The sequence below is a fragment of the Marinobacter mobilis genome, assembly GCF_900106945.1.
GTDB classification, from domain to species: Bacteria; Pseudomonadota; Gammaproteobacteria; order Pseudomonadales; family Oleiphilaceae; genus Marinobacter; species Marinobacter mobilis.
Genome location: NZ_FNNE01000002.1, coordinates 127,227 through 152,442, shown reverse-complemented (window position 1 = coordinate 152,442; position 25,216 = coordinate 127,227). Strand labels below are relative to the sequence as shown.

At 59.0% G+C, this 25,216-nt stretch carries 25 protein-coding genes; 11 read left to right on the top strand and 14 right to left on the bottom strand.

What is annotated here, in order from left to right; all coding sequences use genetic code 11:
• Positions 1 to 20: 20 nt before the first annotated feature.
• Positions 21 to 617 carry a TetR/AcrR family transcriptional regulator gene (locus tag BLV11_RS03225; RefSeq protein ID WP_091811517.1) on the bottom strand — a complete coding sequence of 199 codons (597 nt, stop codon included), beginning with the start codon at positions 615 to 617 and terminating at the stop codon, positions 21 to 23.
• A 158-nt stretch (positions 618 to 775) separates the two neighbouring features.
• Between BLV11_RS03225 and BLV11_RS03220 the strand changes: the two genes are divergently transcribed.
• Both BLV11_RS03220 and BLV11_RS03215 read left to right on the top strand, forming a co-directional pair.
• The gene (locus BLV11_RS03220) at positions 776 to 2,794 is read left to right on the top strand and encodes an NADPH-dependent 2,4-dienoyl-CoA reductase (RefSeq protein ID WP_091811516.1); all 2,019 of its coding nucleotides are present in this window, start codon (positions 776 to 778) and stop codon (positions 2,792 to 2,794) included.
• A gap of 100 nt (positions 2,795 to 2,894) precedes the next feature.
• Positions 2,895 to 4,226, top strand: coding sequence for a dicarboxylate/amino acid:cation symporter (locus tag BLV11_RS03215; RefSeq protein WP_091811515.1), 1,332 nt, complete (start codon positions 2,895 to 2,897; stop codon positions 4,224 to 4,226).
• A 122-nt stretch (positions 4,227 to 4,348) separates the two neighbouring features.
• Here the strand turns inward: BLV11_RS03215 and BLV11_RS03210 are convergent, their stop codons facing one another.
• A complete protein-coding gene (locus BLV11_RS03210; protein ID WP_217634528.1) occupies positions 4,349 to 4,792 on the bottom strand; it encodes a DoxX family protein in 444 nt (147 codons plus the stop codon).
• Between the two features lie 110 nt (positions 4,793 to 4,902).
• Between BLV11_RS03210 and BLV11_RS03205 the strand changes: the two genes are divergently transcribed.
• The 3 genes from BLV11_RS03205 to nfsA all read left to right on the top strand — a co-directional run bounded on the left by BLV11_RS03205 (position 4,903) and on the right by nfsA (position 7,536).
• Positions 4,903 to 5,817: a LysR family transcriptional regulator gene (locus BLV11_RS03205; RefSeq protein ID WP_091811514.1), complete on the top strand. Its 915-nt coding sequence runs from the start codon at positions 4,903 to 4,905 to the stop codon at positions 5,815 to 5,817.
• Between the two features lie 47 nt (positions 5,818 to 5,864).
• Positions 5,865 to 6,701: a methyltransferase domain-containing protein gene (locus BLV11_RS03200; RefSeq protein WP_175528268.1), complete on the top strand. Its 837-nt coding sequence runs from the start codon at positions 5,865 to 5,867 to the stop codon at positions 6,699 to 6,701.
• 97 nt (positions 6,702 to 6,798) lie between these two features.
• Positions 6,799 to 7,536, top strand: coding sequence for an oxygen-insensitive NADPH nitroreductase (gene nfsA, locus BLV11_RS03195; RefSeq protein ID WP_091811512.1), 738 nt, complete (start codon positions 6,799 to 6,801; stop codon positions 7,534 to 7,536).
• A 3-nt stretch (positions 7,537 to 7,539) separates the two neighbouring features.
• Here the strand turns inward: nfsA and BLV11_RS03190 are convergent, their stop codons facing one another.
• The 3 genes from BLV11_RS03190 to BLV11_RS03180 form a co-directional block, all read right to left on the bottom strand.
• Positions 7,540 to 7,761, bottom strand: a complete 222-nt coding sequence (locus tag BLV11_RS03190; RefSeq protein ID WP_091811511.1) for a hypothetical protein — start codon at positions 7,759 to 7,761, stop codon at positions 7,540 to 7,542.
• Between the two features lie 126 nt (positions 7,762 to 7,887).
• Positions 7,888 to 8,364, bottom strand: coding sequence for a hypothetical protein (locus tag BLV11_RS03185; protein ID WP_091811510.1), 477 nt, complete (start codon positions 8,362 to 8,364; stop codon positions 7,888 to 7,890).
• A 137-nt stretch (positions 8,365 to 8,501) separates the two neighbouring features.
• A complete protein-coding gene (locus tag BLV11_RS03180; RefSeq protein ID WP_245725899.1) occupies positions 8,502 to 9,089 on the bottom strand; it encodes an NUDIX hydrolase in 588 nt (195 codons plus the stop codon).
• A 217-nt stretch (positions 9,090 to 9,306) separates the two neighbouring features.
• On the opposite strand from BLV11_RS03180, the gene proV reads away from it, so the two are divergent.
• The 3 genes from proV to proX are packed head-to-tail and all read left to right on the top strand — an operon-like array spanning position 9,307 to position 12,654.
• On the top strand, positions 9,307 to 10,497 hold the full coding sequence (gene proV, locus BLV11_RS03175) for a glycine betaine/L-proline ABC transporter ATP-binding protein ProV (protein ID WP_091811508.1): 1,191 nt from the start codon (positions 9,307 to 9,309) through the stop codon (positions 10,495 to 10,497).
• A 2-nt stretch (positions 10,498 to 10,499) separates the two neighbouring features.
• Complete coding sequence (proW, locus tag BLV11_RS03170; RefSeq protein WP_091811507.1) at positions 10,500 to 11,636, top strand: glycine betaine/L-proline ABC transporter permease ProW; 1,137 nt, start codon at positions 10,500 to 10,502, stop codon at positions 11,634 to 11,636.
• 25 nt (positions 11,637 to 11,661) lie between these two features.
• On the top strand, positions 11,662 to 12,654 hold the full coding sequence (gene proX / locus BLV11_RS03165; protein ID WP_245725898.1) for a glycine betaine/L-proline ABC transporter substrate-binding protein ProX: 993 nt from the start codon (positions 11,662 to 11,664) through the stop codon (positions 12,652 to 12,654).
• A 106-nt stretch (positions 12,655 to 12,760) separates the two neighbouring features.
• Here the strand turns inward: proX and BLV11_RS03160 are convergent, their stop codons facing one another.
• The 6 genes from BLV11_RS03160 to BLV11_RS03135 form a co-directional block, all read right to left on the bottom strand.
• Complete coding sequence (locus BLV11_RS03160; RefSeq protein ID WP_091811506.1) at positions 12,761 to 14,794, bottom strand: alkyl/aryl-sulfatase; 2,034 nt, start codon at positions 14,792 to 14,794, stop codon at positions 12,761 to 12,763.
• Between the two features lie 143 nt (positions 14,795 to 14,937).
• Positions 14,938 to 15,957 carry an AraC family transcriptional regulator gene (locus tag BLV11_RS03155; protein WP_175528267.1) on the bottom strand — a complete coding sequence of 340 codons (1,020 nt, stop codon included), beginning with the start codon at positions 15,955 to 15,957 and terminating at the stop codon, positions 14,938 to 14,940.
• Positions 15,958 to 16,037: 80 nt separating this feature from the next.
• Complete coding sequence (gene egtD, locus BLV11_RS03150; RefSeq protein WP_217634527.1) at positions 16,038 to 17,024, bottom strand: L-histidine N(alpha)-methyltransferase; 987 nt, start codon at positions 17,022 to 17,024, stop codon at positions 16,038 to 16,040.
• Positions 17,025 to 17,033: 9 nt separating this feature from the next.
• On the bottom strand, positions 17,034 to 18,308 hold the full coding sequence (gene egtB, locus BLV11_RS03145) for an ergothioneine biosynthesis protein EgtB (RefSeq protein ID WP_091811504.1): 1,275 nt from the start codon (positions 18,306 to 18,308) through the stop codon (positions 17,034 to 17,036).
• Positions 18,309 to 18,412: 104 nt separating this feature from the next.
• Positions 18,413 to 19,258, bottom strand: a complete 846-nt coding sequence (locus BLV11_RS03140; protein ID WP_091811503.1) for a substrate-binding periplasmic protein — start codon at positions 19,256 to 19,258, stop codon at positions 18,413 to 18,415.
• A gap of 73 nt (positions 19,259 to 19,331) precedes the next feature.
• Positions 19,332 to 19,577: a tetratricopeptide repeat protein gene (locus tag BLV11_RS03135; RefSeq protein WP_091811502.1), complete on the bottom strand. Its 246-nt coding sequence runs from the start codon at positions 19,575 to 19,577 to the stop codon at positions 19,332 to 19,334.
• A 250-nt stretch (positions 19,578 to 19,827) separates the two neighbouring features.
• On the opposite strand from BLV11_RS03135, the gene BLV11_RS03130 reads away from it, so the two are divergent.
• On the top strand, positions 19,828 to 20,529 hold the full coding sequence (locus BLV11_RS03130; protein ID WP_091811501.1) for a lytic transglycosylase domain-containing protein: 702 nt from the start codon (positions 19,828 to 19,830) through the stop codon (positions 20,527 to 20,529).
• 58 nt (positions 20,530 to 20,587) lie between these two features.
• On the opposite strand, the gene BLV11_RS03125 is transcribed toward BLV11_RS03130, so the two are convergent.
• On the bottom strand, positions 20,588 to 21,421 hold the full coding sequence (locus BLV11_RS03125; RefSeq protein WP_091811500.1) for an AraC family transcriptional regulator: 834 nt from the start codon (positions 21,419 to 21,421) through the stop codon (positions 20,588 to 20,590).
• Between the two features lie 103 nt (positions 21,422 to 21,524).
• On the opposite strand from BLV11_RS03125, the gene BLV11_RS03120 reads away from it, so the two are divergent.
• Positions 21,525 to 22,076, top strand: a complete 552-nt coding sequence (locus BLV11_RS03120; protein WP_091811499.1) for a cytochrome P460 family protein — start codon at positions 21,525 to 21,527, stop codon at positions 22,074 to 22,076.
• 45 nt (positions 22,077 to 22,121) lie between these two features.
• On the opposite strand, the gene dgt is transcribed toward BLV11_RS03120, so the two are convergent.
• Positions 22,122 to 23,657 carry a dGTPase gene (gene dgt / locus BLV11_RS03115; protein WP_091811498.1) on the bottom strand — a complete coding sequence of 512 codons (1,536 nt, stop codon included), beginning with the start codon at positions 23,655 to 23,657 and terminating at the stop codon, positions 22,122 to 22,124.
• A gap of 127 nt (positions 23,658 to 23,784) precedes the next feature.
• Here dgt and BLV11_RS18455 point away from each other — a divergent pair, with 127 nt between their 5' ends.
• Complete coding sequence (locus tag BLV11_RS18455; protein WP_245725897.1) at positions 23,785 to 24,807, top strand: DUF6231 family protein; 1,023 nt, start codon at positions 23,785 to 23,787, stop codon at positions 24,805 to 24,807.
• Between the two features lie 3 nt (positions 24,808 to 24,810).
• Here BLV11_RS18455 and BLV11_RS03105 read toward each other — a convergent pair whose 3' ends face one another.
• Complete coding sequence (locus BLV11_RS03105; RefSeq protein ID WP_245725896.1) at positions 24,811 to 25,119, bottom strand: outer membrane protein assembly factor BamD; 309 nt, start codon at positions 25,117 to 25,119, stop codon at positions 24,811 to 24,813.
• Positions 25,120 to 25,216 lie beyond the last annotated feature (97 nt).

Below are 25,216 nucleotides of genomic sequence, written 5' to 3'. Positions count from 1 at the left end.
GGGCTTTTTTTTCGACGCGCCTAGTTGTCCAGGGCAGACAGAATCAGCGCCACCGATTGTTCACACACCGCTTCCATGTCCTGCTGATTGACGTAAATACCGTCAATCAGCAATCGGCACAGGCCGTGCACTGTGGCCCAGCTGGCCTGGGCAATCCGTAGTGGATCGCCAGCCTTTGGCAAACGACCATCCAGCATTCGGGCCAGGCGCTCGGTGTAGTGACGAAAGCTGCGATAGGCCACGGACTTCAACTCCGGCGTCGGCGCTCCCGCTTTCCACAACGTTCGCCCAAACATCAGCTCATAACGCTCGGGCTGATCCACCGAAAAACTCAGGTATTCCCGCACCAAGGCGGTCATTTGCTCGCGCAGGGTCGCCCCTTTGAACTGCCGCCTGATCAGTTCGTCCAGGGACTCAAAGCCCTGGGTCGCGAGCGCACACAACAAGGCGTTCTTATCCTTGAAATGATGGTATGGCGCCGTCCGTGATACGCCCGCCCGCTCCGCCAGTTTGCGCAAGGACAAGCCCTCAATCCCCTGTTCCATCAGTAACCGGCCCGCCTCCTGCAGCAAAGCTGTATGCAGGTCGCCATGGTGATAACGATGGGCAGTGGTCATAGGCAAGGTCCTGAAATATGGAACGTTAGGTAAAGCGGGCATAAAGCCGAAGCCAATAGTCTCCGGAATAATCTTGACACTGTCAAAATAGCCCCTTATCTTGACACTGTCCAGATAATTCAGACTGCCGTCCATTGAGAACGTACCAGAGGCTAACCATGACCACCGAACGCTACCAGAACCTGTTGTCACCCCTTGATCTGGGCCATACCCAACTGAAGAACCGGGTCATCATGGGCTCCATGCACACGGGCCTGGAAGACCGCTTCTGGCAGTTCCCGAAACTGGCGGCCTACTTTGCTGAGCGGGCCCGTGGCGGCGTTGGCCTGATCGTTACCGGCGGCTTTAACCCCAACAAAGCGGGTTGGTTTTATCCGTTCGCCGGGCTGTTCAACAGCCGCTTTGACATCCTTAATCACCGCAAGGTCACTCGGGCGGTGCACAAGGAAGGCGGCAAAATTGCCCTGCAGATTCTCCATGCCGGCCGCTACAGCTACCATCCGCTGTCCCGCTCGGCATCAGCCATCAAGGCGCCGATCAACCCGTTCAAGCCCAAAGCCATGAGCACCAAAGAGGTCGAACAAACCGTCAGGGATTTCGCCCGGACGGCCGAGCTGGCCAAAAAGGCAGGCTACGACGGCGTCGAGATCATGGGATCCGAGGGTTATCTGATTAACCAGTTCACTGCCCCCTGTACCAACAAACGCAAGGACAAGTACGGTGGCAATGCCGAGAATCGTCGCCGTTTCCCGGTGGAGATTGTGCGGGAAACCCGCAAGCGCTGCGGTGACGACTTCATCATCATGTTCCGCATGTCGGTCATCGACCTGGTACCGGACGGCTCCACCCGGGAAGAGGTGCTCGCCCTGGCCCGCGAACTGGAAGCCGCCGGCGTCAGCCTGATCAACTCCGGTGTTGGCTGGCACGAGGCCCGGGTGCCCACCATCGTGACCTCCGTTCCCCGCGCCGCGTTTGCCGAGGCCACCCGTCAGGTCAAGGACGTGGTGTCCGTGCCGGTGGTCGCGTCCAACCGTATCAACGACCCGGACATTGCCGAGGCAATCCTCAGCGCAGGCCAGGCCGATGCCGTTTCCATGGCCCGTCCACTGCTGGCCGACCCGGATTTCGTGAACAAGACCATCATTGGCAAAGCGGATGAAATCAACACCTGCATCGCCTGTAACCAGGCCTGTCTGGACCATACCTTCCAGCTCAAACGGGCATCGTGCCTGGTCAACCCCAGGGCCTGCCACGAAACCGAGCTGGTGTACGTAAAGACCGCCAAGCCCAAGCGGGTTGCCGTGATCGGTGCCGGCCCAGCCGGACTGTCCTGCGCCACCGTCGCTGCCGAGCGCGGCCACGACGTCACCCTGTTTGACCAGGCCAGTGAAATCGGCGGGCAGTTCAATATGGCCAAGGTGATTCCGGGCAAGGAAGAGTTCCATCACACCATTCGTTACTTCGGCAAACGCATCGAAGCCACCGGCGTCAAACTGAAGCTCGAAACCCGCGTTGAGATCGCCGACCTGGAGGCTGCCGGCTTCGACGAAATCGTGGTGGCCACCGGGGTTACCCCACGGACCCCTGGCATCCCGGGCATCGACCACCCCAAAGTGCTGTCTTACATTGATGTACTGCGTGGCAAAGCCGAGGTTGGCCAGAAGGTCGCGGTGATCGGCGCTGGCGGTATTGGCTTTGATGTCTCCGAATTCCTTGCCGAGCATCCCCGTGACGGTGAGCAGCCATTGCCCGAGTGGATGAAGGAATGGGGTGTCGATATCAATGGCGACAGCCCCGGCGGCCTGGTGGAGCCACAGGTTGAGGCCCCGGCTCGGCAGATCACCCTGCTCCAGCGTAAGCCGACCTCAGTGGGCAAAGATCTGGGCAAGACCTCCGGCTGGGTTCACCGCGCCACCCTGAAGGCCCGCAACGTAGACATGCTCAAAGGCTGCAGCTACGAGAAAATTGACGATCAAGGCCTGCACATCAAGATCGGAGAACAAGCCCGGGTGCTCGACGTGGACAACGTTATCATTTGCGCTGGCCAGGAGTCCCTGCGGGAGCTTTATCAGGAAGACGCAGAAAACTTCCACCTGATCGGTGGTGCCGAACTGGCGGCGGAGCTGGATGCCAAACGCGCCATCCGCCAGGGTGCTGAGCTGGCAGCCAGTTTCTGACAGATCGACTGGCCGCCCCTGCCACTGCGGGCGGCCTGCTGACCGGCAATAGGCTAAACTGGCGGCAAGCCTCGAACATCCTGCAAGGAAGCCCATTGCTATGCACAGTCAGGAAAGCGCCCTTCGCTATCCACGCCCGTTACGTCACCTCAGCGTCTACCTGTCAGGTCTGGTGCAGGGACGGCTGTGGCTGAAGGTGCTGGTGGGCATGCTGCTGGGTCTGGTGGTGGGCACCCTGCTCGGTCCATCGGTAGGGCTGGTCGAGCCGGAAACCGGCGCCACCCTCGGTAACTGGCTGGCCTTTCCCGGCCAGCTCTTTCTCGCCACCATTCAGATGATTGTCATTCCCCTGGTGATTGCCTCAGTGGTGCGGGGGCTGGCCGCCAGTGAAAACCTGAACCAGCTGCGACGCCTGGGACTTCGGGTGATTGCGTTCTTTATAGTGACCACGGCCATAGCCGCCACGATCGGTCTGTGGGTAGGCAGTGTGATCAGCCCGGGGGACATGCTGAGTGGGCTCACACTTCCGCCAGCAACCGCTGCTGATAACACAACCGCCGGTCTTGGGGGCGCCGTCAATCTGCCGGAAGCCCTGCTTGGCCTATTGCCGGGTAATCCGTTGGACGCCATGGTGGAAGGCCAGATGCTGCAGGTGGTCATTTTCTCCAGCATCGTCGGTGTTGCCCTGGTCAGTATGGATCCGGCGAAATCCCGCCCGATGCTGGACCTCCTCGATTCTCTCCAGCAGGTCTGCATGACCGTCGTGCGCTGGGCGATGGGGCTTGCCCCCTATGCGGTATTCGGGCTGATGGCGCAGCTCACCACCACCATCGGTTTTCAGGCCATGCTCGGCATGGCCTCCTACGTTGCTACTGTACTGCTCGGCCTGCTGATCATGCTCGCCGTTTACCTGATCATCCTGAAGGTACTGGGTGGCGATGGGCCTGCGGAGTTCCTCGGCAAAACCCGTGATGTGTTACTACTGGCATTCTCTACGTCCAGTTCTGCGGCCGTCATGCCTCTGTCGATCCGCACCGCTGAGGACAAACTCGGTATCCGCCCATCCGTATCGCAGTTCGTGATTCCGCTCGGCGCGACCATCAACATGACAGGAACCGCACTCTACCAGGCCGTTGCTACCATGTTTCTGGCTCAGGTCTATGGTGTCGATCTGGGGTTGGGCAGCATGGCCCTGGTGGTCGCGATGGCCGTTGGCGCCTCGATCGGCTCCCCTGCCACCCCCGGGGTCGGTATCGTGATCCTGGCCATGGTGCTGCAGACCGTGGGCATCCCTCCCAGCGGTATCGCCCTGATCATGGGCGTCGACCGCATCCTCGACATGTGCCGTACCGCCATCAACGTCACCGGTGACCTGGTGACCTGCCGGTTGATGGAAAACTTATCTGGCCAACGCATCCTCGATCCGGACTGATCCCGCCGCAACCCTGTTTACCTGGCCATTGATGGCGCCCCTGGTGCCCAGGTCACCATCAAGCGTCCTCCCATACGATGACTGCGCGCTGTACGCAGGGGCGCAGTTCATGGCTGCCCCGTTCACGGGGCACTAGCGTCATGGCAGACAGCCCCCCTCGCTGGTGTTCGGCTGTCCAGGGCCAACACGCCGCCCCCCAGCAGGAACTGAAGCCACGTCAGCATCGCCAATACCACGGGATACTCCCAGCCACCGCCCGCATTGGTGAACAGCCAGCCATTGCCGGCATGGGCCCAGGTGGCACCAACCAGAATCGGCAGCAGAGCCAACGCCGCAAGGCGAACTCGATAGCCCAGCAGCAGCATCACGCCGGCGACGGCTTCTACACCAAACACCAGATAGGCCAGCACCGCGGGCAACCCCAGAGACTCAAAGAACTGTGCCGTACCTGCCAGGGTGAACACCAGCAGCTTCAAATACAGACTGTGAGCCAGCATAACCAAGCCAAGCAGCACCCGTAATATCAGAGCAGCCCAGTCAGATCGATTCACATCAGACATCATCATCTCCCCTTACCTTATTCAAACTTGATGGACCGTCTCAGCTTCTCACTTGCCAATACGCAAGTTAACTGGCAATACTGGCAAACAAAGTTTGCATATATGCAAGGATAGTTATGGACTGGAACGGCCTTAAAAGCTTCATGGCGATTGCAGAGACCGGCTCTCTATCCGCAGCCGCCGATCGCCTGAACGTCAATCACTCCACCATGTTCAGGCGCCTGAAAGCCTTTGAGAAAGAGATAGGCGGCCGCCTGTTTGATCGGATTAACCAGCGATACAGGCTGACGACCCTGGGGGAGGGATTGCTGGAGCACTGCCAGCGCATTGCCGCGACCGTTGACCGGATTGAACGGGAGATTGCCGGCAAGGATGTGCAACCCAAAGGCCCGGTGAGCATCACAGCCCCTTACAACATTGCCTGCCGGTATTTGCCGGAGGCGCTTGCGGATTTCCGGCTCGCATACCCGGACATCCAGCTAAACCTGTTGTCCAGCAATCAGGAAATCAACATGAACACACGGCAGGCCGACATCGCGGTCAGGGCCACCCCGTCGCCGCCCGGGCATTTGGTTGGCCGTATGCTTTGTGAATTTCCCTGGAGTGTATACGGAAGCCCTCGCTACGAACGCCGGGTTGGCTTTCCGGGGTCGATTACCGACCTGGGGCAACACCAGCTGATCGGTGGTACCGGCAAGATGGCCAGCCTGCCAGCGTTTGTCTGGCTCGACCAGCACCATCATGATCAAGTCTGCACCCGCTGCGATGAGCTCACCGCGATGGCCTATCTTGCTGAAAGTGGACATGGTCTGGCCCTGCTACCAGACGATCAGGCCCGTCCCGGGATCGATCGACTGTTCCACCTGCCTGCCATTCCGGCCAGCAAGCTATGGCTGCTGACCCACCCTGACCTCAGGGACGTGCAACGCATTCGCCTGGTCATGTCCCATCTGACCGAGGCCTTCAACCGGTCAGATCTGCTGCAGGAGGCACCTCACCATGTCAAAACTGATGAACCGGGCCTACACTGATATCAGGTAATGAGCCGTGCGGCGGTTATGAGCAGGAGGGCATCACCGTGAACGGGGATTCTGAACGCATACTGGAGAACACGGCGAGGGACTACGACAGTCGCCTGGGCCCAAGCCTCTTTGCCCCCTGGGCTAAGCACACCATTTCCGGCGCCCATCTCAGGCCCGGAGACCGGATCCTCGACGTCGCCTGCGGTACCGGTGCGGTCGCCCTTGCTGCCGAGCCCCGGGTCGCGCCAGACGGCCACGTTACCGGACTTGACCCCAACCCCGGCATGCTGGCCGTTGCCCGGTCAAAGTCCGCGTCGGTCGACTGGCAGCAGGGATCGGTCGAATCCCTGCCCTTTGAAGACAACCAGTTTGACGCCGTGACCTGCCAGTTTGGTCTGATGTTGTTCCCCGACCCGGTAGGCGCCCTTGTTGAAATGCAGCGGGTTCTCAAGCCGGGCCGGCACCTGGTAACAACGGTGTTTGATGACATCGACAACCTGCCGGTTTATCGGATCCTGGCAGAAACCTACGGTCAGGTTGCCGATCCGGCCATCGCCGAGCTGCTGCGGGCGCCATTTTCAATGGGCAGCCGTCACGTTCTGAACGGTCTGTTTGCAGCGGCCACCATTCCCGATACCGAACTGCTAACACGCAGGGAAGACGCGCACTTTGCCAGCGTGGAAGCGTTGGTGCTTGCCGATATCAGGGGCTGGTTTCCCTTTGCCGGCATTGACCTTGACGAGACCGTGACCGAAAAGGTTATTGCCGCCGCCGGACAGGCGCTGAAGGACTTCACCGCCGCAAACGGCGGTCTCCGTTTTCCGGTCAGCGCACACCTGGTGATTGCCACGAAGCGGCATGCCAATGGGCGTATCAGGCAGCAGGCGATCTAGGACACCGGGTGAAGTTGCTCCGCGACATTCGTGTCCGGACGTCCAAACAGGCACAATAGTGGCCATCCAGATCCTGTGCCTTTATCAGTGAGGTCGTATGAATTCCACCATTGAACTGTTGCTCTCCCACCGGTCAATCCGCAAGTTCACCGATCAGAACATCCCCCGTGAACTCTTTGACACGCTGATACGGGCAGGCCAGAGTGCCGCCACGTCAAACCACGTACAGGCTTACAGCATCATTCACGTTGTTAATCCTGAGAACCGTCGCAAACTGGCCGAGCTGGCCGGTGGCCAGACCTACGTTGCAGAGTGCTCCGATTTCCTGGTGTTCTGCGCCGACATGAAACGCTCCACCGAAGCCGCGGAACGGGCCGGAGCGGACATTGTTCGGGGCATGACCGAGCAGCTACTGGTTGCCAGCGTCGATACCGCACTGATGGCACAGAACGTGGCCATAGCCGCCGAATCCGAGGGGCTTGGCCTGTGCTATATCGGTGGCATCCGCAACAACCCTGCGGCGGTCAGTGAGCTACTGCGGCTGCCGGATCATGTCTACCCGGTCTTTGGCATGTGCCTTGGCTATCCGGACCAGCAACCGGACGTCAAACCCCGCCTCCCGCTGGAATCCATTCTCAAGGAGGATCATTACCAGGATGACAACGACGCGGCGCTGGTTGCTCAGTTCGATGACACCATGCGGCAGTATTACCTGGCACGCACAGGGGGCAACAAGGACACGAACTGGTCAGAACAGCTAAAGCCCCTGTTCACGTCCAAACTGCGCCCGCATATGGCCGACTTCCTCAAAGGCAAGGGGTTCAAGCTGAAGTAACCTTCAGCTGGCCCTGAGGCTGCCGATCAGGCTCCTCAGGGCCGCCAGCTCAGACAATGCCCGTTCCCGTTCCACAATCGCCAGATCCCGTTCCAGGGTTAGTCGCCACACCTGTTTGCGCAGCGGCTGTTCCGCCGCCCACCCTGCCGCCACCGACTCTGGAGATTCCCCCTCGATTTCCGCTCCCAGTGTTGGACCACCATTCTGCAGTACTCTGTTCATCATCGCTCTCCCACCATGGGTTCCAGTGTGTATAAGCCCATTGTGCTCGCGATTTCTGACGATTCACGGCAGCAAAAATGATGAAATATGGCGACCGGAACGACGCCTGACGCGGTGCAGCCCGAACACTCAGAACTGCCAGATACGAAGCTCGGCATTGACCACCAGGATGTCCAGATTAAGAAGGATGCCACTGACGGCGAACCAGCCCTTACCGACCCGTACCAACGGCCCGAACTGGAGCGTCCAACCATTCACCTCATGCTCAAGTATCTCGTACCCGGACGCGCTTCCGATCATGGCGCCGAGCTCCAGATAAGGCGGCAACGGCCAGGCATACTCGGCCGCCAGGATCACCGATGAGCGATGATAGGAATTGTCCGGCGTGTAGCCAGCGCCGAGGGCAAACCGGTCTGTGAGTTTGTAACGCAGCCCCGTTGCATTATTGTCTTCCTCATACTCACCTTCGCCATAGGCCCTGAAAAAATAGGTCGAGTCACCCAGGTGGTTGGTGTAGACATTGTGGAAGAGGTACAGCTCCCCCTCCTCAGCAGCAGCGAAGGGAGCAAAAAACAACGGAAGCAAAGCAGCAAGTGGACAGCGCATTGGTATCCTTACCAGGAAGCAGGATGGATCGCCACGCACCGGATACAACCGGCCACCCAGTGATGGGGACGCTTGACGCGGTGCTCTTCAGAGCATAGTCCGCCGATACCAACAGTACAGCCTATCCCCCCACTGCATCAGCGAATGGCGGCACTGGCCAACAGATCACTGCCCAGAAAGTCCCGCAGCATGCTGTAACTCAAGCCCCAGATGCAGTAGCCCTCATAACGGCAACACGGCATTCGCAAGGCGCCAAACGGGCTCCGCCAGAGCCGGACCGACTGGCTGCCTTCTGCGGCCAGGTGCGACAGCGGAATCCATACGATCCGCTCCACCTCGTGATTGAGTGCAGCCTCATCAGGCCCCCGCCACTCAAAGACATAAGGCGTCACAACCATCGGGCGCCACTGGCTGTGACGGCGGGTCAGCAAATCAGACAGGCGTCCGCGAAAGAGGCCATGTCTAACGAGATCAAGTCCTGTTTCCTCAAGCGTTTCCCGGCGGGCAGCCTCGCTGGCTGACGCATCGTCAGCCTGCATCCGCCCCCCGGGAAACGCCATGTCTCCTGACCACGGATCCCCTGCACGGCGTGCCCGCTGAATAAACAGCAGTTCCGCCTCGCCCCCCTCACCGTGGCGATAGATCAGTGCAACCGAGGCCCGAGCCATTCGACGTCGGAACGGCAGTTTCTGTGGCCGCAACGCAGCCATCCATAATGGTCTCACTGCGGTTCTCCGCATTCGTTCAAAAGCCCATTGTGACACAAAGGCCGCCTGCGGCGGCTTTCTGGAGCGACAGCAGATACATGAGGTCGCACTGGAAACCAACCTGAATCTTCGTGCTAGTATTAAGTACTGTAAACATTTTTTTGGGCAAGATCCGATCAATGTTCGGCGACCGCCCAATGAATAAAAAGACACAGACCGAAAGGTATCTACCCGCATGAAGCCCAAGGTTGTAGTCAAGAATCTCTATAAGGTATTTGGCGGGAAGCCCGAGGAAGCCATGAGAATGGTGAAGCAGGGCATCCCCAAGAACGAAATATTCGAGAAGACCCAGCAAACCATTGGCGTGATGGACGCCTCCTTTGAAATCTTTGAAGGCGAAATATTTGTAATCATGGGTTTGTCCGGCTCAGGCAAGTCCACCATGGTCCGCCTGCTTAACCGTCTGATCGAACCCACCGCCGGTGAAGTGTGGATTGGCGACCAGGACATTGCCAAACTGCCCGACCGGGAACTCTGCGAACTACGTCGCAAGAAAATCACCATGGTGTTCCAGTCGTTCGCACTGATGCCCCACATGAATGTGATCGACAACGCATCCTTTGGCCTCGAACTCTCAGGTATTCCCCGCGACGAACGCCATCAACGGGCCCGCAACGCACTTGCCCAGGTCGGCCTTGAGGCCTATGTCCACAGCTACCCAGACGAACTTTCCGGCGGCATGCAGCAACGGGTGGGACTGGCCAGGGCCCTGGCCAACGACCCCGAGATCATGCTGATGGATGAAGCCTTCTCGGCACTGGACCCGCTGATCCGCACCGAAATGCAGGACGAACTGGTCAAACTGCAGCAGGACTCCAACCGCACCGTGGTGTTTATCTCCCACGATCTTGACGAAGCCATGCGCATCGGCGACCGCATCGCCATCATGGAAGGCGGCCGGGTGATCCAGGTCGGCACCCCTGACGAGATCCTCAAGAATCCAGCCGACGACTACGTCCGCTCGTTCTTCCGCGGCGTCGACAAGTCTGCGGTATTCACCGCCGCCGATGTGGCCAGGCGCAAGCATGTCACGGTGATCGAGCGCGAAGGCGCCGGAGTTCCCTCTGCCCTTGAGCGGCTGCGCCAGCACGAGCGGGACTACGGCTATGTCGTCGATCGTAACCAGCGCTATCAGGGCACCATCTCGATCGAGTCCCTGATGGCCGCCAAGCAGTCAGAGGCCAGCCTCGCTGGCGCTTTTGTCGAAAGTGTTGAGCCGCTGACCGGCAGCGCCACCCTGCACGAGATTATTGGCCCTGTAGCGGCGGCGCCCTGCGGACTGCCGGTGGTAGACGACAACGGCAAATACCTCGGTGTTATTTCGAGGGCATCGCTGCTGCAAACCCTGGACCGGGAGGGAGAGTAACCATGGCAGATACCAATAACGGGGCCATTAACGAACCCGTTCCCTACGATACCGCAGGCGGCGCCAACCCCTGGGCCGACGTCACGACTCCAGCGACCAACAGTCCCCCGCCACAAACGGCCGCCGCCGATCCCTGGGGCAGCGCTGGCACCGACGAGCAAACAGCCCCCGGAGACTGGCTGGCGCAATCACAAATCGAAGAGACCGACCAGAACACCTGGCTTGACCCGTTCCAGACCGAGTGGTTTGACCTTCAGACCGGCGTTGAGAATGGCATTGACTGGATAGTCGATAACTTTCGCCTGTTCTTCCAATTGATCAAACAGCCGGTGGACCTGGCGCTGAACTTTTTCGACGCCACTTTGCTTAGCGTTCCACCACTGTTGATCGTGCTGCTGTTTGGCGTTCTCGCCTGGCAACTGTCCGGCATCCGCCTGGGCATTGCAGCCATGGTGGGCATGATCACCATGGGGGCCATTGGCGCCTGGGACGAAGCCATGACGACGTTGTCGCTGGTGATTACCTCGGTGCTGTTCTGCATGGCCATAGGTATCCCCACTGGCATCTGGATGGCCAAGAGTGACCGGGTGGCCGGTGTCGTCCGCCCCATGCTTGATGCCATGCAGACCACACCCGCGTTCGTTTATCTGGTGCCCATCGTTATGTTGTTCGGAATCGGCAACGTCCCCGGTGTCATCGTCACCATTATCTTTGCGGTAGCGCCGGTTATCCGCCTCACCAATCTGGGCATCCGTCAGGTTCCGGAAGACCTTGTCGAAGCCACTCGCTCCTTTGGCGCCACCCCCCGGCAACTGCTGTTCAAGGTTCAGCTCCCGCTGGCCACGCCCACCATCATGGCGGGGGTAAACCAGACCCTGATGCTGGCCCTGTCCATGGTGGTTATCGCATCCATGATTGCAGTACCGGGACTCGGGCTGATGGTGCTGCGGGGTATAGGGCGTCTCGATATTGGCCTGGCCACCGTCGGTGGCATAGGCATCGTCATCCTGGCCATTATCCTGGATCGGATGACCCAGGCCCTGGGCAAGGACTCCCGGGAACGTGGCGTGCGTCACTGGTACGAATCCGGCCCTGTCGGGCTGGTTTACGGGCTGGTTAAAAACAAAAACGAAGCATGAAGCAAACCAAAAAGCAGGAGTAGGTATGATGAAAACCCAAGTCACGCTCGCAGGCGCCATTCTCGCCGGCAGCCTCAGCTTTCACGTCGTCGCCGAGTCCATGCCGGGAGAAGGTATATCGGTTCAGGCAGTACAGAGCCCGATTGCGGAAGAAACCTTCCAGACCATGCTGGTGAACGAAGCCCTGCGAGAGCTGGGCTACGACGTCAAACCAATTCAGGAGGTGGACTACAGTGCGGGGTACACGTCCATCGCCAATGGCGACATAACCTTCATGGCCACCAACTGGTATCCGCTGCACAACACCATGTACGAGAATGCCGGCGGCGATGACGTATTCTATCGCCAGGGCCATTACATCAGTGGTGCCGCCCAGGGTTACCTGATCGACAAGAAAACCGCCGAAGCCCACGGCATCGACAACATAGAGGATTTCCAGAACCCTGACATCGCCAGACTGTTCGATACCGATGGCGATGGTAAGGCAGACCTGACCGGCTGTCAGGCTGGCTGGGGTTGTGAAGGGGTCATTGAGCATCAGCTCGACGCTTTTGGCTTGCGCGAGACGGTCACTCACAAACAGGGCCAGTACGCAGCCATCATTTCTGACACCATCACGCGCTACAAAAACGATGAGCCGATTTTCTACTACACCTGGACCCCTTACTGGGTATCCGGCATTCTGGTGCCCGGCCGGGATGTGGTCTGGCTTGAGGTGCCCTACTCGTCCAACCCCAACGGTACCGATACCACTCTGCCCAATGGCAGGAACTATGGTTTCGACATCAACAGCGAACGGATCGTTGCCAACCGGGAATGGGTTGAAGCCAACCCGGCCGCCAAGAAGCTGTTTGAAGTGATGACGCTGTCAGTTAACGATGTCAGCGCCGAAAACATGCAGATCCGTAATGGTGAAGATTCACAGCGCGCCATCATGGCCCACACCAAAGCCTGGATCGAAGCCAACCGTTCAACCTTCGACAGCTGGCTGGAGCAGGCCCGCGCGGCCGCCAACTGAATGCCGCAGGCAGGCACTCCCGGTGGCTGCCATTCATACCGCAGACACATTGCCTGGCATACACGCCCGGCAGTGTGTCTGCGAACTCAAGACAAAACCCTCTGGCTCATGGCAGGACAATATTGAAGTTGCCCTGCGGCTTGTCGAGCATGCCGAATAAGCTGACCAGACCCAGTTTGCTGCCTTCCACACTGAGCTCATCGCTCAACAACAGGTCATCCAGTCCGGCATCCCCCACCATCATGTCCACAAACAGTGTTTGGGTCAGACTGAGGGTTGTGTCCGCAGCCGTGTCCGCGTCCACCTGACGGTGTCGCAGAACCGAGTTATCAAGTGTCAGCAGGTAACTTTCGCCAAGGTCGGTAAAGGTCACCTTGAGCGTCATGGACTCGCCTTCCGCCTTCGCAGCGTCAAGGCGCACCGCCATGCTGTCGAAGAACAGGGCCACTGGCGTTTCCAGCAGAATATCCTTCATAGTCGCCGGATTGATACCCACCTCAGGGCCGCCATGGCGAAGCTCGTAAGCGCCGCTCAGGTACACATCACGCCAGGGCGCGGACTCAGCCTGATATCCCAGCTGATCGTAAACATTGGCCAGCAGGCCTTTGGCCCCGGCATTGTCCGGGTCGGCAAAGACCGCATGGTTCAGCAACTCAGCCAGCCAGCGATAGGTCCGGGTAGCCTCCGCGGCCCCCTGATGGGCGGCCTCGTCAAACTGGGCGCGAGCCTTGTCGAGAACGGCGTCCATGCCCCCCATCATCTCAAGGTAACGTCCGGCAGATTCGGTATCCGGCAGCGGATCCAGAGTCGAAGGATTCGCGGTGTACCAGCCCAGGTAGAACTGATAGACCGCGCGGGCATTGTGCTTGACCGTGCCATAGTAGCCCTGGTTGTGGAAATCGTCATTTAGCGCGGGGGGCAACACCAGATTCTCGGCAATCTCGTCCGGGGTCGAACCCTGGTTCATCATGCGTACACTCTGATCGTGGATGAACTTGTAGGTATCCCGTTGTTTGGCCAGGAAATCATCGATGCGGTCACGGCCCCAGATGGGCCAGTGATGACTGCCAAAGTAGACCTCTGCGTCAGCAAAGGTGGTGCGGGCCTCATCAATAAACCCGCTCCATATCCGCGCATCTCGAACCTTCGCACCACGCAGGGTGTAGAGGTTATGCATGTTGCGACTGACCATTTCAGCCCCACAAAATGCCTTCTGCTCCGGCAGGTAAAAAGTAAATTCCGACGGCGCCTCGGAACCGGACACCAGCTGGAATACAAAAGGCACACCATCGATGGTCAGCTCGGTACCGGACGCCATAATCAGCTCGGTGGGTTCTGCATAGCCAAAACTGCCAAAGGCCGGTGCCTTGCCCAGGCCGGTGCCCACATGACCGCGCTCGTCACGGGCCAGGCGCTTGCCATACATGTACATGGCACGCCGTACCATTGCCGGTCCGGCAATGATGTTCTCGCTGGTAGCCTCTTCTTCAAAGCCTGCGGGAGCCACCACTCGCAGATTCTCAAGCTCGTCCGGCGAAAGCTGCTCCAGTATTCCCTGTACCCCGCCAAAATGATCCAGGTGGCTGTGGGTAAACAGAATTGCCGTGACCGGTTTGTTCCCGAGGTGTTCGCGGGCAAACAGGAAGGCCCGACTGGCCGTCTCGCGGGCGGTCAGCGGGTCGACAAGAATCCAGCCCTCGTCGCCCTCAATGATGGTCATATTGCCCAGGTCGAAGCCGCGCAACTGATAGATTCCTTCGGCCACTTCAAACAGGCCATGTATGTTGTTCAGGGCGGCCTGACGCCACAAGCTGGGGTTCACAGAGGCAGGGGCGTTTTCGCCATCAGCGTCGACAAAATCGTAGGCGGGCATATCCCAGACATTGTCACCACTGGCCTGCTTTACGACCAGCTCAGGGTCCTGCGCGATCAGCCCGCGGCGGGCATCCTCGAAGTCGACGCGGTTGACGAAGGGGCGTTGTTGCAGTACCGCCTCGTTAGCCTCTGCTGTGGCTGGCGAAGCCTGAGTGTGGCCCTGTTCATTGGCACCGGGTTCAAACGGAGGTGTATCACCACAACCGGCAATCAGAAGACTTCCGGCGACCACGGAAGTGAACAGCATTGTGCGATGTATGTTCATGAATGACCTATTGGTATGACTTGTTGTTAGGGAGCCTCTGAACAACGCCTGAGGAACTCATCCTGCCAGCTTAGGCCCTGGAGAATTCACGGCCATGCCGTAACGGACAATCACCTGTCCTTAATGACCGGCGCAAACGTCCGTTAATGGGGGAGCTGGGTCTTGCGGAATTCGGTGGGACTCTGGGAAAACCAGCGGGTAAAGGCCCGCGCAAAGTTGCTGGCATCGGCGAAACCGCTTCGCAGCGCAATGTCAGTGACACTCAGCGTGGTATGGCGAAGGTAGTACTCGGCCATCTCCATACGGCTTTGCTGCAACAGCTCGCGATAGGACAACCCTTCCTCCCGGAGGCGCCGGCGCAGGCTACGCTCGGTCAGGTTAAGCTGACTGGCCACACTGCCGATGGCAGGTTCACCAGCTTCCAGCTGGGCGAGTAGGAGGCGTTTGACCTGTTGGCCAAAGGTGGCGGCATCCAGTCCGGCCACGTAGGCCTGAACAACGGATTCGTTGTAGGCCGCCATCCGCTCATCGCCCATCAGCAGACCGTGCTTCAACTGGCCGCGGCGGAACCACAAGGCATTCTGGCTGGCCGAGAAGATCACCGGAGCCTCAAAATAGCGCTCCCAGGAAGCGGGCTCTGTCGGGCGCGGCCGTAGCAGCTCAACCTGCGCCACCAGCGGCGACCGGGCTCCCAGTTGCGATGCGAAGCGCATCAGGGTAGCAAAGAAACTGTCGATCGCCATGGTGCTGATCGGAACACCAGCAATGGGGTCAATGCAGAACGCCAGACTGGCCGGGGTCTGCTCGACCCGGATGGTGACGGAATTGCTGACCATCGCCGCGTAGCGGCCAATTTTCAGCAGCGCGTCTTCCAGGCTGTCGGCCGTGTGCATCAACAGGCCCAGGGCGCGAAAATGCAGGGGTAACGCATAATCCGCCACTTTCAGACCGAAGGCCTCATCCCGGGTCTGCTGCCGCACCTGGTCCCAGAACCGGGTCATCAGACGAATATCCACTCGACCATCGGGGTTCTGCACGAGCGCCTCCCGGTCAAGATCACAGTCCGTCAGCAGGGATGCTGGGTCATAACCATGAGCTTCCAGGGCCCGGCAAATCGCCAAAGGCCAGGCAGCCAGAGTGGAATACTTCAAGGAGGAATTCATAGCGTCAGCCAACAACCCGATACGCGACATTCTAGGGCGAACCCCGAGTCAGGTAAATTCGAAGCCATCAGCCTCTGCGTCTAAACCGCCTCCAGGCAATGGACGCTGAAGTGGCGATCGGCATCCATCCAGGTCTGACGCCGCCGGAATCCGGCCACTTCCGCCAGCGCTTCAAAGCTTTCCACCGAATATTTGTAGGAGTTTTCAGTGTGGATGGTTTCGCCTTTGGTGAAGCTTACGGTTTCACCATCGACGTCCACGGCGTGGGACTCCTGGCACTCCAGGTGCATTTCGATACGATTAAACTGACGGTTGAAGAACGCCTTGTGGCGAAACCTTCCGCTATCGAACGGCCGTTTGAGGATTCGCCCGATATGATTGAGCAGGTTCAGGTTGAACTGAGCGGTGACCCCCAGGCGGTCGTTGTAGGCCGCATGGAGACGGCCCGGATCTTTGATCAGATCGACTCCGATCAGCAATTTACCGGCCTTGCCGAGCATACGATGCAGGTTCTTGAGCAACTTCACCGCGTCCGGCTGCTCAAAGTTGCCAATGGTGGATCCAGGAAAAAACGCGGCCTTGGGACCTCCGGGGACCGTATCCGGCATGCAGTCCAGACTGGTAAAATCAGCACAGACCGCATGCACGGTCAGCGCCGGAAACTCACTGCGCAGCTGGCGTGCAGACCGCTCCAGGTAGTACTCGGAAATCTCGATAGGCGCATAACTGGCGGGCAGATAATGCTCCAGCAGCATACGCACCTTCTCGCAGCTGCCGCTACCGGGTTCGATCAGCATGGTGTCGTCCGACAGGTAGGCACAGATTTCCCGTCCTGAGGCTTGCAGAATGCTGCGTTCCGCCCGCGTCACGTAGTACTCATCCAGCTCGGTAATGCGGTCAAACAGCCGGCTGCCGGCTTCATCATAGAAATACTTGGGCGAGATGTACTTCCTGTCAGCCTTCAGGCCCGTCAGAATTTCCTGGCGCTGGTCCACCAGTTCCGGTTTAACGTTGTGAAACTGCAGCCTCGCCTCGGGGGCGAGTTGTTCAACAGGTAGGGTTTGCACACAGCCTCCTTACAGATCCTGAGCCAACCGGATTCCACTGAACTGCCAACGGTCAGCGGGGTAGAAAAAATTTCGGTAGGTCGCGCGGATGTGGCCCGGAGGCGTAGCCACCGAACCGCCCCTGAGCACCATCTGATTGAGCATGAACTTGCCGTTGTATTCACCCAGTGCACCGGCCTGCGGCCGATACCCGGGATACGGGCTGTAGGCACTCTGGGTCCACTCCCAGACATCGCCATAGAGCTGGCGCATGCCTGACTCTGCTCGGTCCGATGTCGGATGCTGGCAATTTCGGCGCCACAGGTTACCGTCAGGCTTGACCCCGGACGCCACATGTTCCCACTCCCCTTCCCGGCAAAGCCGCAGCCCTCTCCAGGCAGCAAATGCCAGCGCTTCATACAGGCTGACATGGCACACCGGTGCCGCCGGGTCGACCTCCAGATAGCCGTGCAGGGTAAATGCATAATAGCGCTGCCCTTCCCGCTGCCAGTACAACGGCATTTGCCACTGTTCAGTCTGGACGGCCGCCCAGCCATCTGAATGCCACCACTGTGGCGATCGGTAGCCGCCAGCTTCAACAAACTCGATAAATTCCCCGTTGTTTACTGGCCGGTCAGCAACCGCGAAAGGGGCCAGCCAGCTGCGATGGCGCGGACCCTCATTATCGAAGCTGAAGCTGCCAGGTGTGATCCGGGCCGGGTCAACCTGATTCATGCCCAGCTCGCAGTCACCCCCCTCAAACTCGCTGAACGTTAACCCCCCCGCGCCCGAGGTTGGCAGTTCAGCATGGTTATAAACCGGCTGCAGGGGGTTCAGAGACAAACAATACTTGAGGTCAGTCAGCATCAGCTCCTGGTGCTGCTGCTCATGGTTGAGTCCCAGAACCAGTCGATGACGGATTTCAGATTGCTCTGGCGCAGACGGTACGTCCAGTAACGCCTGTACGGCTTCATCCACAGCCGCCCGGTAGGCCAGAACCTCGGTGACCGTTGGCCGTGACAGCATGTGCCTCAAAGGCCGGGGATACTGCCGGCCAACCGCGTTGTAGTAGGAGTTGAAGAGGTACTCAAACCGCTCGTTGTAGGGCTGGTAATGTCGAGCGAAGGGCTTGAGGATGAAGGTCTCGAAGAACCAGGTAGTATGGGCCAGGTGCCATTTGAGCGGACTGGTATCAGCCATGCCCTGCAGGCACAGGTCCTCGACATCCAACCCCTCGCACAGGGCTTCGCTATGTTGTCGAATCTCACAGAAACGGCTGCGGATCAGTGCTGCGTGTTCATCCATAACAAGCTGCCAGATGGTCCTTTTTACGCGGGTAGTCCGTTTAAGATAGAACAAAACTCAAACAGCGGCCGAACATTTCCCGGCAACCTCAGGGGGGGATTCATTCAGCGCGAACCCGGTTTTGCCGGCAGGTTGATCATTCGCTGGGCAATGTCCTCCACTGCGCCACTCGCCTTGAGCGTCACGATGTGTTGGTTAATCCGGTCGACAAGTTCGGCATGACCGGGCTTTTGCGACACCATGAAATGGAGCGGCGCGGAAGCCACTTCACGTTCCGAGAAACGGAACTGCCCCTGGTACCGGGGCTCCCGCCGGATAATCCAGCTGGCAACCAGACGGTCCATGACGGCGGCCCGTTTGGGCGGAGCGAAATCGGCCAGTCCACCATGGTAGAGGGCCGTCAGCATAAACTCTTCAGTCTGCCGGTCATTGCGGATCAGGACGCCATCTTCAAACATCGGCTGTAACGTCGGGTACTCATACCCCAAGTGGGTGATGATGTCAGCGCCAAGGAGGTCTTCATCGTTTTCAAAGACGTCTTCGACATCACGGGCAAAGACGAAAACATCATGGACGGCTATGATCGATTCGCTCCAGAGATAACCCTCTGGCCGCTCAACCCAATGCGGTGACTCCGCGCGAATATCCACCATCCCCTCATCGAGCATTTTCTGAGCCCGCAGCTCGGGCACCTCAGCGAATTCCAGGTCAATGTTTTCCCGGGCAGCAGCAATCTTCAGCACTTCAATGACAATGCCGGTGGGCGCCTCTTCCAGCTCGCCAACCCCCGGCGTACTCCGGGTAATGATGTACGGCGGATAGCCCTCCCCCGGGATGGCCATGGTCAGCACCTCCCCCCGGGCCGGTGAAACCTCCAGCACACAGCCCAAGGCAACCACCACCAGGGCCAGCAAGATCGCTCGCCGTCCCGATCTGATGAACGTGCTCATTTAGCAGCCCCGGCCATGGCAAGCCGGGGCTGCTAAAGCCACCAACCGCACCTTAACCATCTGGAACGCGCCGTTACTTTTGCTCTGAGTTCAGCAGCTCCACAGCCTGCTTCAGCACCTCAACCGACTCTCCGTGCTTACCCTGCTGGTGCAGGGCCTGCCCCTGATCACGCAAGGCCATCACCTGCGCCTGGGTAGCACTGTCATAACTGGAGGATGCCAGTTGCTGATCAATCTGGTGAACCAGCCTCGGGCACTGGGATGCCAGTACCGAGCCAGTAAACAGGAGCGAGAAAACCATAACTGTCAGGGAACGCATGAGGAAACCTCCATCAGGGGATTGTTCCTCTAAGTGTAGACCTCTCTTGCCTATCATCCAGACAACCGTCACCTGACCAACCGTCTCAGTCCCGAATCAGGCCAGGAACCGGCTGGCAAAATTCAAGATTCGTGACATTTCGACGCAAATCCCACCTACACTCCAGCCCCTGAGTCGATATACTTGTGAACAGCAAAGGCTGTCACCACCGACACCGCAGCCATCGGGCCCAGTTATCCACGAGTACGGCATGACCATCGGACGCATTCCCACTCTATCCATCCTAGTGATCACATGTTTGGCGCTTGCTACGCCGGTACTGGCGGACAGCATTCGCCGAATTGTCCACCCGGACGGTTCCGTTGAGTACACCAATATCGCCGGAGATCCCGAGGTCCGGGCGTCCACCGGTAACGATACGGTCTACCGCTATGAGGACAACCATGGCGTAGTCGCGTACAGCAGCAACCGTCCAACGGACGCCAGCTACGATGTCATCCGCTTCCACTGCTTTGCCTGTAATCCAGCCTCCACGGTTAACTGGCTGACCACCCCTCTGTATCGCAGCCCTTACCAGTCTGAAATTGTTGCCGCGGCCCGTCAGTATGATGTCGACCCGGCGTTGGTACGGGCGGTCATCCATGCGGAGTCGGCGTTCAATCCACGGGCCACCTCTCCCAAAGGGGCTCAGGGCCTGATGCAGCTCATGCCCGCAACCGCCTCAGAACTGGAGGTGTCAGACGCGCTTGACGCGGCCCAGAATATTCGGGGTGGCGTGCTGTACCTGTCGCGCATGCTGGACCGTTTCAATAACGACGTAACACTGGCAACCGCCGCCTACAATGCCGGGCCCGGGGCCGTAGACCGCTTTGATGGCATTCCACCCTACGCCGAAACGCAGGCCTATGTTGAGCGGGTCGGCATTCTGCATCGCCGTTATGGTGATCGTTGACACGCCAGCTCTTCCCTGCCGTTTCAGCCATTCCTTGCAACATAGCCGGCCACTGGAACTAGCTGCCGTGGTGCCTGGCGGCCATCCGCGTTCCACGCACCGGCGAGCAGCCAAGATGACGTCTGAACACTTTTGCCAGTGCAGAACCACTGCTGTAACCAACCCTGTTGGCCACCGTTTCCAGAGGCAGCCCGTCCCGCAAGAGTGACTCCGCCAGGCTAACCCGCCATTGAGCCAGACACACCGCCGGCGTCAGACCCAGGGTTTCACGAAACACCACCGCAAAACGGGCCCGGGACATACCTGCAATATCGGCCAGCCCGGACAGCGTCCAATCCACCTCGGGCTTCTGGTGCATTGCGGTTAAGGCCTTGACCAGTTTGGGGTGCGCCAGACCAGCCAACAGCCCACTGTCCATGGCTCCCGAATCCATCAGGTGACGCAACAGACGAATCACCAGTACCTCGCACAATCGGTCCAGTGCAGCCTGTCGGCCACACAGGTCATGACGCGCTTCCTGTAACATCAGCTCCAGCAATCCACCGAGTGTTCCGAGGTCATCAAAGGGAATCACCAGCAGGCCGGGCAATGCCTGGTATATCGGCCCGCCATTGCCGGCACCAAAGCGAAACGAACCGCACAGGGTCTCAGCCCCCTCTTTTCCTGGGCCCAATTCGTGGTCCTGCTGGTCCGTCATCAGGATCAGTACCGGCTTGTCGAAACGTTGTTCACTGCGCCCCTGAACCCGAAGGTAGATCGAACCCCGGGTCAATACGTGCAGGTAGCCCACACCGTCGCCCTCAGGATGCCGCGAAGCCGCTCCCAGAACCCCCGCATTGAACACGCTGGCTGACAGGTGAAAGGTGGCAAGGAGTGCCGCAAGTCTATCCAAGACAATACTCCGGGAGTGTTATTAGAGACTAAAGAACTCCAATAGTCTTGTCACCCGAATAGAATGTCAATGACCGATATCACCCTTTGAAAGGAGTTCAGTTATGACGTTGATCAAACCACTGGGAGCCAGCCTGTTGCTGGCCGGCTGGTGCTCCCTGAGCCTGGCCGCCGAGCCCGCAGAGACTACCTTCCGTGACTATGTCGATAACGAGGGGAATATCACCCTGCCCGCCAACGCACGCCTGAACTGGGTGCACCTTGGGTCCTGGGTGGTGAACGATGCCGACGCCCCCGGTGCAGGTTTCCACGACGTTTACACCCAGCCAGAAGCTGCCCAGGCCTATCGTGAGACCGGCGAGTTTGCCGATGGTACCGTTCTGGTCAAGGAAATCCGTAGCATCGAATCAGGGGTGAAAACCACTGGCCCGGCGCTCTGGGCGGGGGATACCCAGGTCTGGTTCGTGATGATCAAGGATACCCAGGGCCGGTTCGACAGCCCCCACTGGGCCAACGGCTGGGGCTGGGCACTGATCAAACCGGATAACCCCGCGGCTAATGTCTCGGAGAGTTTCGAACAGACCTGCATGGGCTGCCATACCCCGGCACAGGGTACCGACTGGGTCTTTGTGGAGGGCTACCCTACCCTGAAATGACCGACGCGCCTCTCTTCGCCGAGGGGTTGCACGGCCAGGCCAGGGTTAAAGCGGCCCCATGACGGACAGGGTGCGGAATTCATCCAACGCAAACTGGTCCGTCATGCCACTGACCATGTCCTGCAGTAGCCGGCAACGGCAGTAACATTCCCAGAGCTCGGCTGAGGTGTCATCCGGCTGTTCGGCACGCATGGATTCATAGGCTTTGACGTGCTTGGCTGGCAGGCGTTTGAACAACCGGCTTTCAATCAGCAGTCCTTTGCTGGTTCCGCTGCGCAGGCGGTCGAACGCATCAAGATCCAGTTCCAGCAGTGGTCGGTAGTGCTCCAGCAGGCCAGAGATGATCCGGTACCCCTGCAACTCGAGGGTTTCCACTTCCGGAACCGAAAACACCTGTTCCAGCGCCACCGTTTTGAAGGTCTCAATGACACTGTGGCAAGGCGAACCGTCCTCCAGCAGTGCACGGTTCAGGCGACCCTGGAACACTTCCCCCAGATGCGCGATAAATGCTTCGGCGGCATGGTTGACCAGGGGATGGATAAGCTTGACCCGCAGTGAGACGAAAAACTCATGATCCTTGTTGATCGGCTCTCGGTGGGCACGCTCAAGGACTTCATCTACCAGTTGGGCGAAGGATTTTGCATCACCAAAATTACGGAATCGGGCCTGGTCCGCATCTTCGGGACGTGCCTTGGCATACGCGGCTTTGAGCGCGTCGGCCAACACCGAAAAGGACATCAGCCCCTTGTCGACGCCATCTTCCAGATCCGCCAGACAGTAAGAAATATCATCAGCGGCTTCCATTATGTACGCCAGGGGGTGGCGACAGCCGGGTTCCATCCCCAGCGCCCGCTGCATCTGCTCAACAAACTCCCGCTCGGAATAGTAATAGCCCGGCTTCTTCTGCAGGTAACTGAATGCAGCCCCGGCCGCTGGCCGCCCCTCCGTCGCAACCCGTGTGTACTTGAGCACCACGGCGGACTGCACATAGGTCAGGTTGAGCTTCTGCAGGCGGCTGAGCAGGCGAATGGCCTGGGCGTTGCCTTCAAAACTGGCCAGTTCGCGCAGCAGCGGTTCCCTCAACACCTCCGGGGCCGCGGCATCGGAAAATGGCACCAACGCCCGGGCATGGGCCTCGAACCAGCGGGAGATAGCCGCCTCGCCAAAGTGACCAAAAGGCGGATTGCCAATGTCGTGCATCAGGCACGCCATCTCCACCAGGGATTCCATAGCCCGTTCCAGCCCTTTCAGGCCATAGTGTTCAGCCCGGTCGCCCAGCTTGCGAAAGATGGTACGTACAATGAAACGCCCAGTTTGCTGAACCTCCAGAGAATGGGTCAGCCGGCTGCGAACGGCTGCGTTGTGTTCCAGGGGGAACACCTGGGTTTTCTGCTGCAGACGGCGTACCGCCGCAGAGTTGATGATGCGGCCACGGTCGCTCTCAAGCTGATCTTCAAGGGCCGCAATGCCCGATGCCTGCAGGCTATAACCCGCACGCTCAACGTCTCCGCCCCGGGGCCGGTTGTAGGGGCGCTCGCGGGAAAAACGGGCGGTAAAATCCAGAGTGTCGGTTCCTGACATCAGGCAAGTTCCTTCAGGCGTTGAGGGGCTGCGCCAAAGCTTACCACTCCCCCCGCCCGGAAACAGCTGCCCCCGGTCTGGCATTCAAACGTCTATAATCTACGTTCGACAAAAATCGGACCCTGCCATGACTGACCAGATCTGCAACCAGAGCCTTAGTTTTGACGGCAACGCCCATAATCTCCTGGCAAGCCAACCCGGCTTGTTTTCTCCCTGGGATTACGGCATCGAACCCGAGGCCGTGGAGTCCTCCAACTGGTCGGGTTACCAGGCGTTCTACACAATAGAGAACGGGCAACTGCTGCTCGAATGCCTGGTCGTTGGCTATATTATGCCGAAGCCGGCTATCACCCAGCCTGATCATCTTGCCGAACTGGACCGCCTGATCGGCCCCAAGCAACCACTGCCAGCACTGAACAATGTTGAGCCAGAAAAAATGAGTGGCTGCTATTGGCAATACAACAACGTAAACCTTGCACTGGATTACACCGGCACCCTGACAATCGGGGACGATCACGTGCGTCGGGAATTGACATTCAAGGAGGGGAAATTGCTGGACACTGGCATTGAGAAAGCTCGCGCCCTTAACCCGGAAGTCTCTGGCGATGCCTTTACCCCAGAAGACCTGCCGTCCCCGCAGCCATGCACCACGGGAATGTTTGCCAGCGCACTGGATGCCGCGGATGAGGTTCTGGCCCAGATTATAGGGTCATGTAACCCAAACACAGTACTCAGCTGCGGCCCCACGACCGAAACCATTTGCCGGCGCTGGCAGGACAGCAAGCCCGAGGTTCAGCTGACCGTTCTCGACAGCGCAACACCGAACGCCGCTGTTCCATTGTCCGTGGTACCCGACCTGGCACTGGTTTCTGACACCCTTGAACGGGTGTCTCGAGACGAAGGCGTGCTTTTGCTGGGGCAGTTACGCAACTATGGCAGCCACCAGATAGCCGTGCTGGTGAGTGACAGCGCCGGATGGATGCTCACGGATTTCACCAGCCTGGGGTTCCGCCGTCACACCCAGCTGCAGACTGCCAACGGTCCATACACGTTGTATACCTACAACCTGGACAGTTACAACCACAAACGCAGCTGGAACAACCCGGACCACTGGGCTAATCCGGAAATGTGGGGCAAGGCCTGGTGGTGACGGTTATTTAACCGGCTGACAGCCCCGTACGGCGAGCGCGATGTTGGCACTGGCCTTGGCCTGCTCGTAGTAGCCATCGGCGGAACTCATGCCCTGCTGGGCGTAGGAACCAGAACCCGGATAGACCAGCTCGCTCAATTGCGCCAAAGCCTGGGCCGACTGCTTGTCTGACTGGTAGGCATCGAAGGCATTGTAAATTTCGGCACAGGTCACGCCATCGCCATCGTTGACGGCAGAAGACATGTAACCGGAGGTCTGGCACCCGGTCAGGGAGAACACAGCCAGAACTGCACTAACTACTGCTTTTTTCAAGACTCGATACCTCATGATTGATCAGGCGCTGCACAGCGACGCCTTCGAAACAGCCAACGATTATAGCAGGCATTGAGCAGATCAAGGCAAAGCTAGG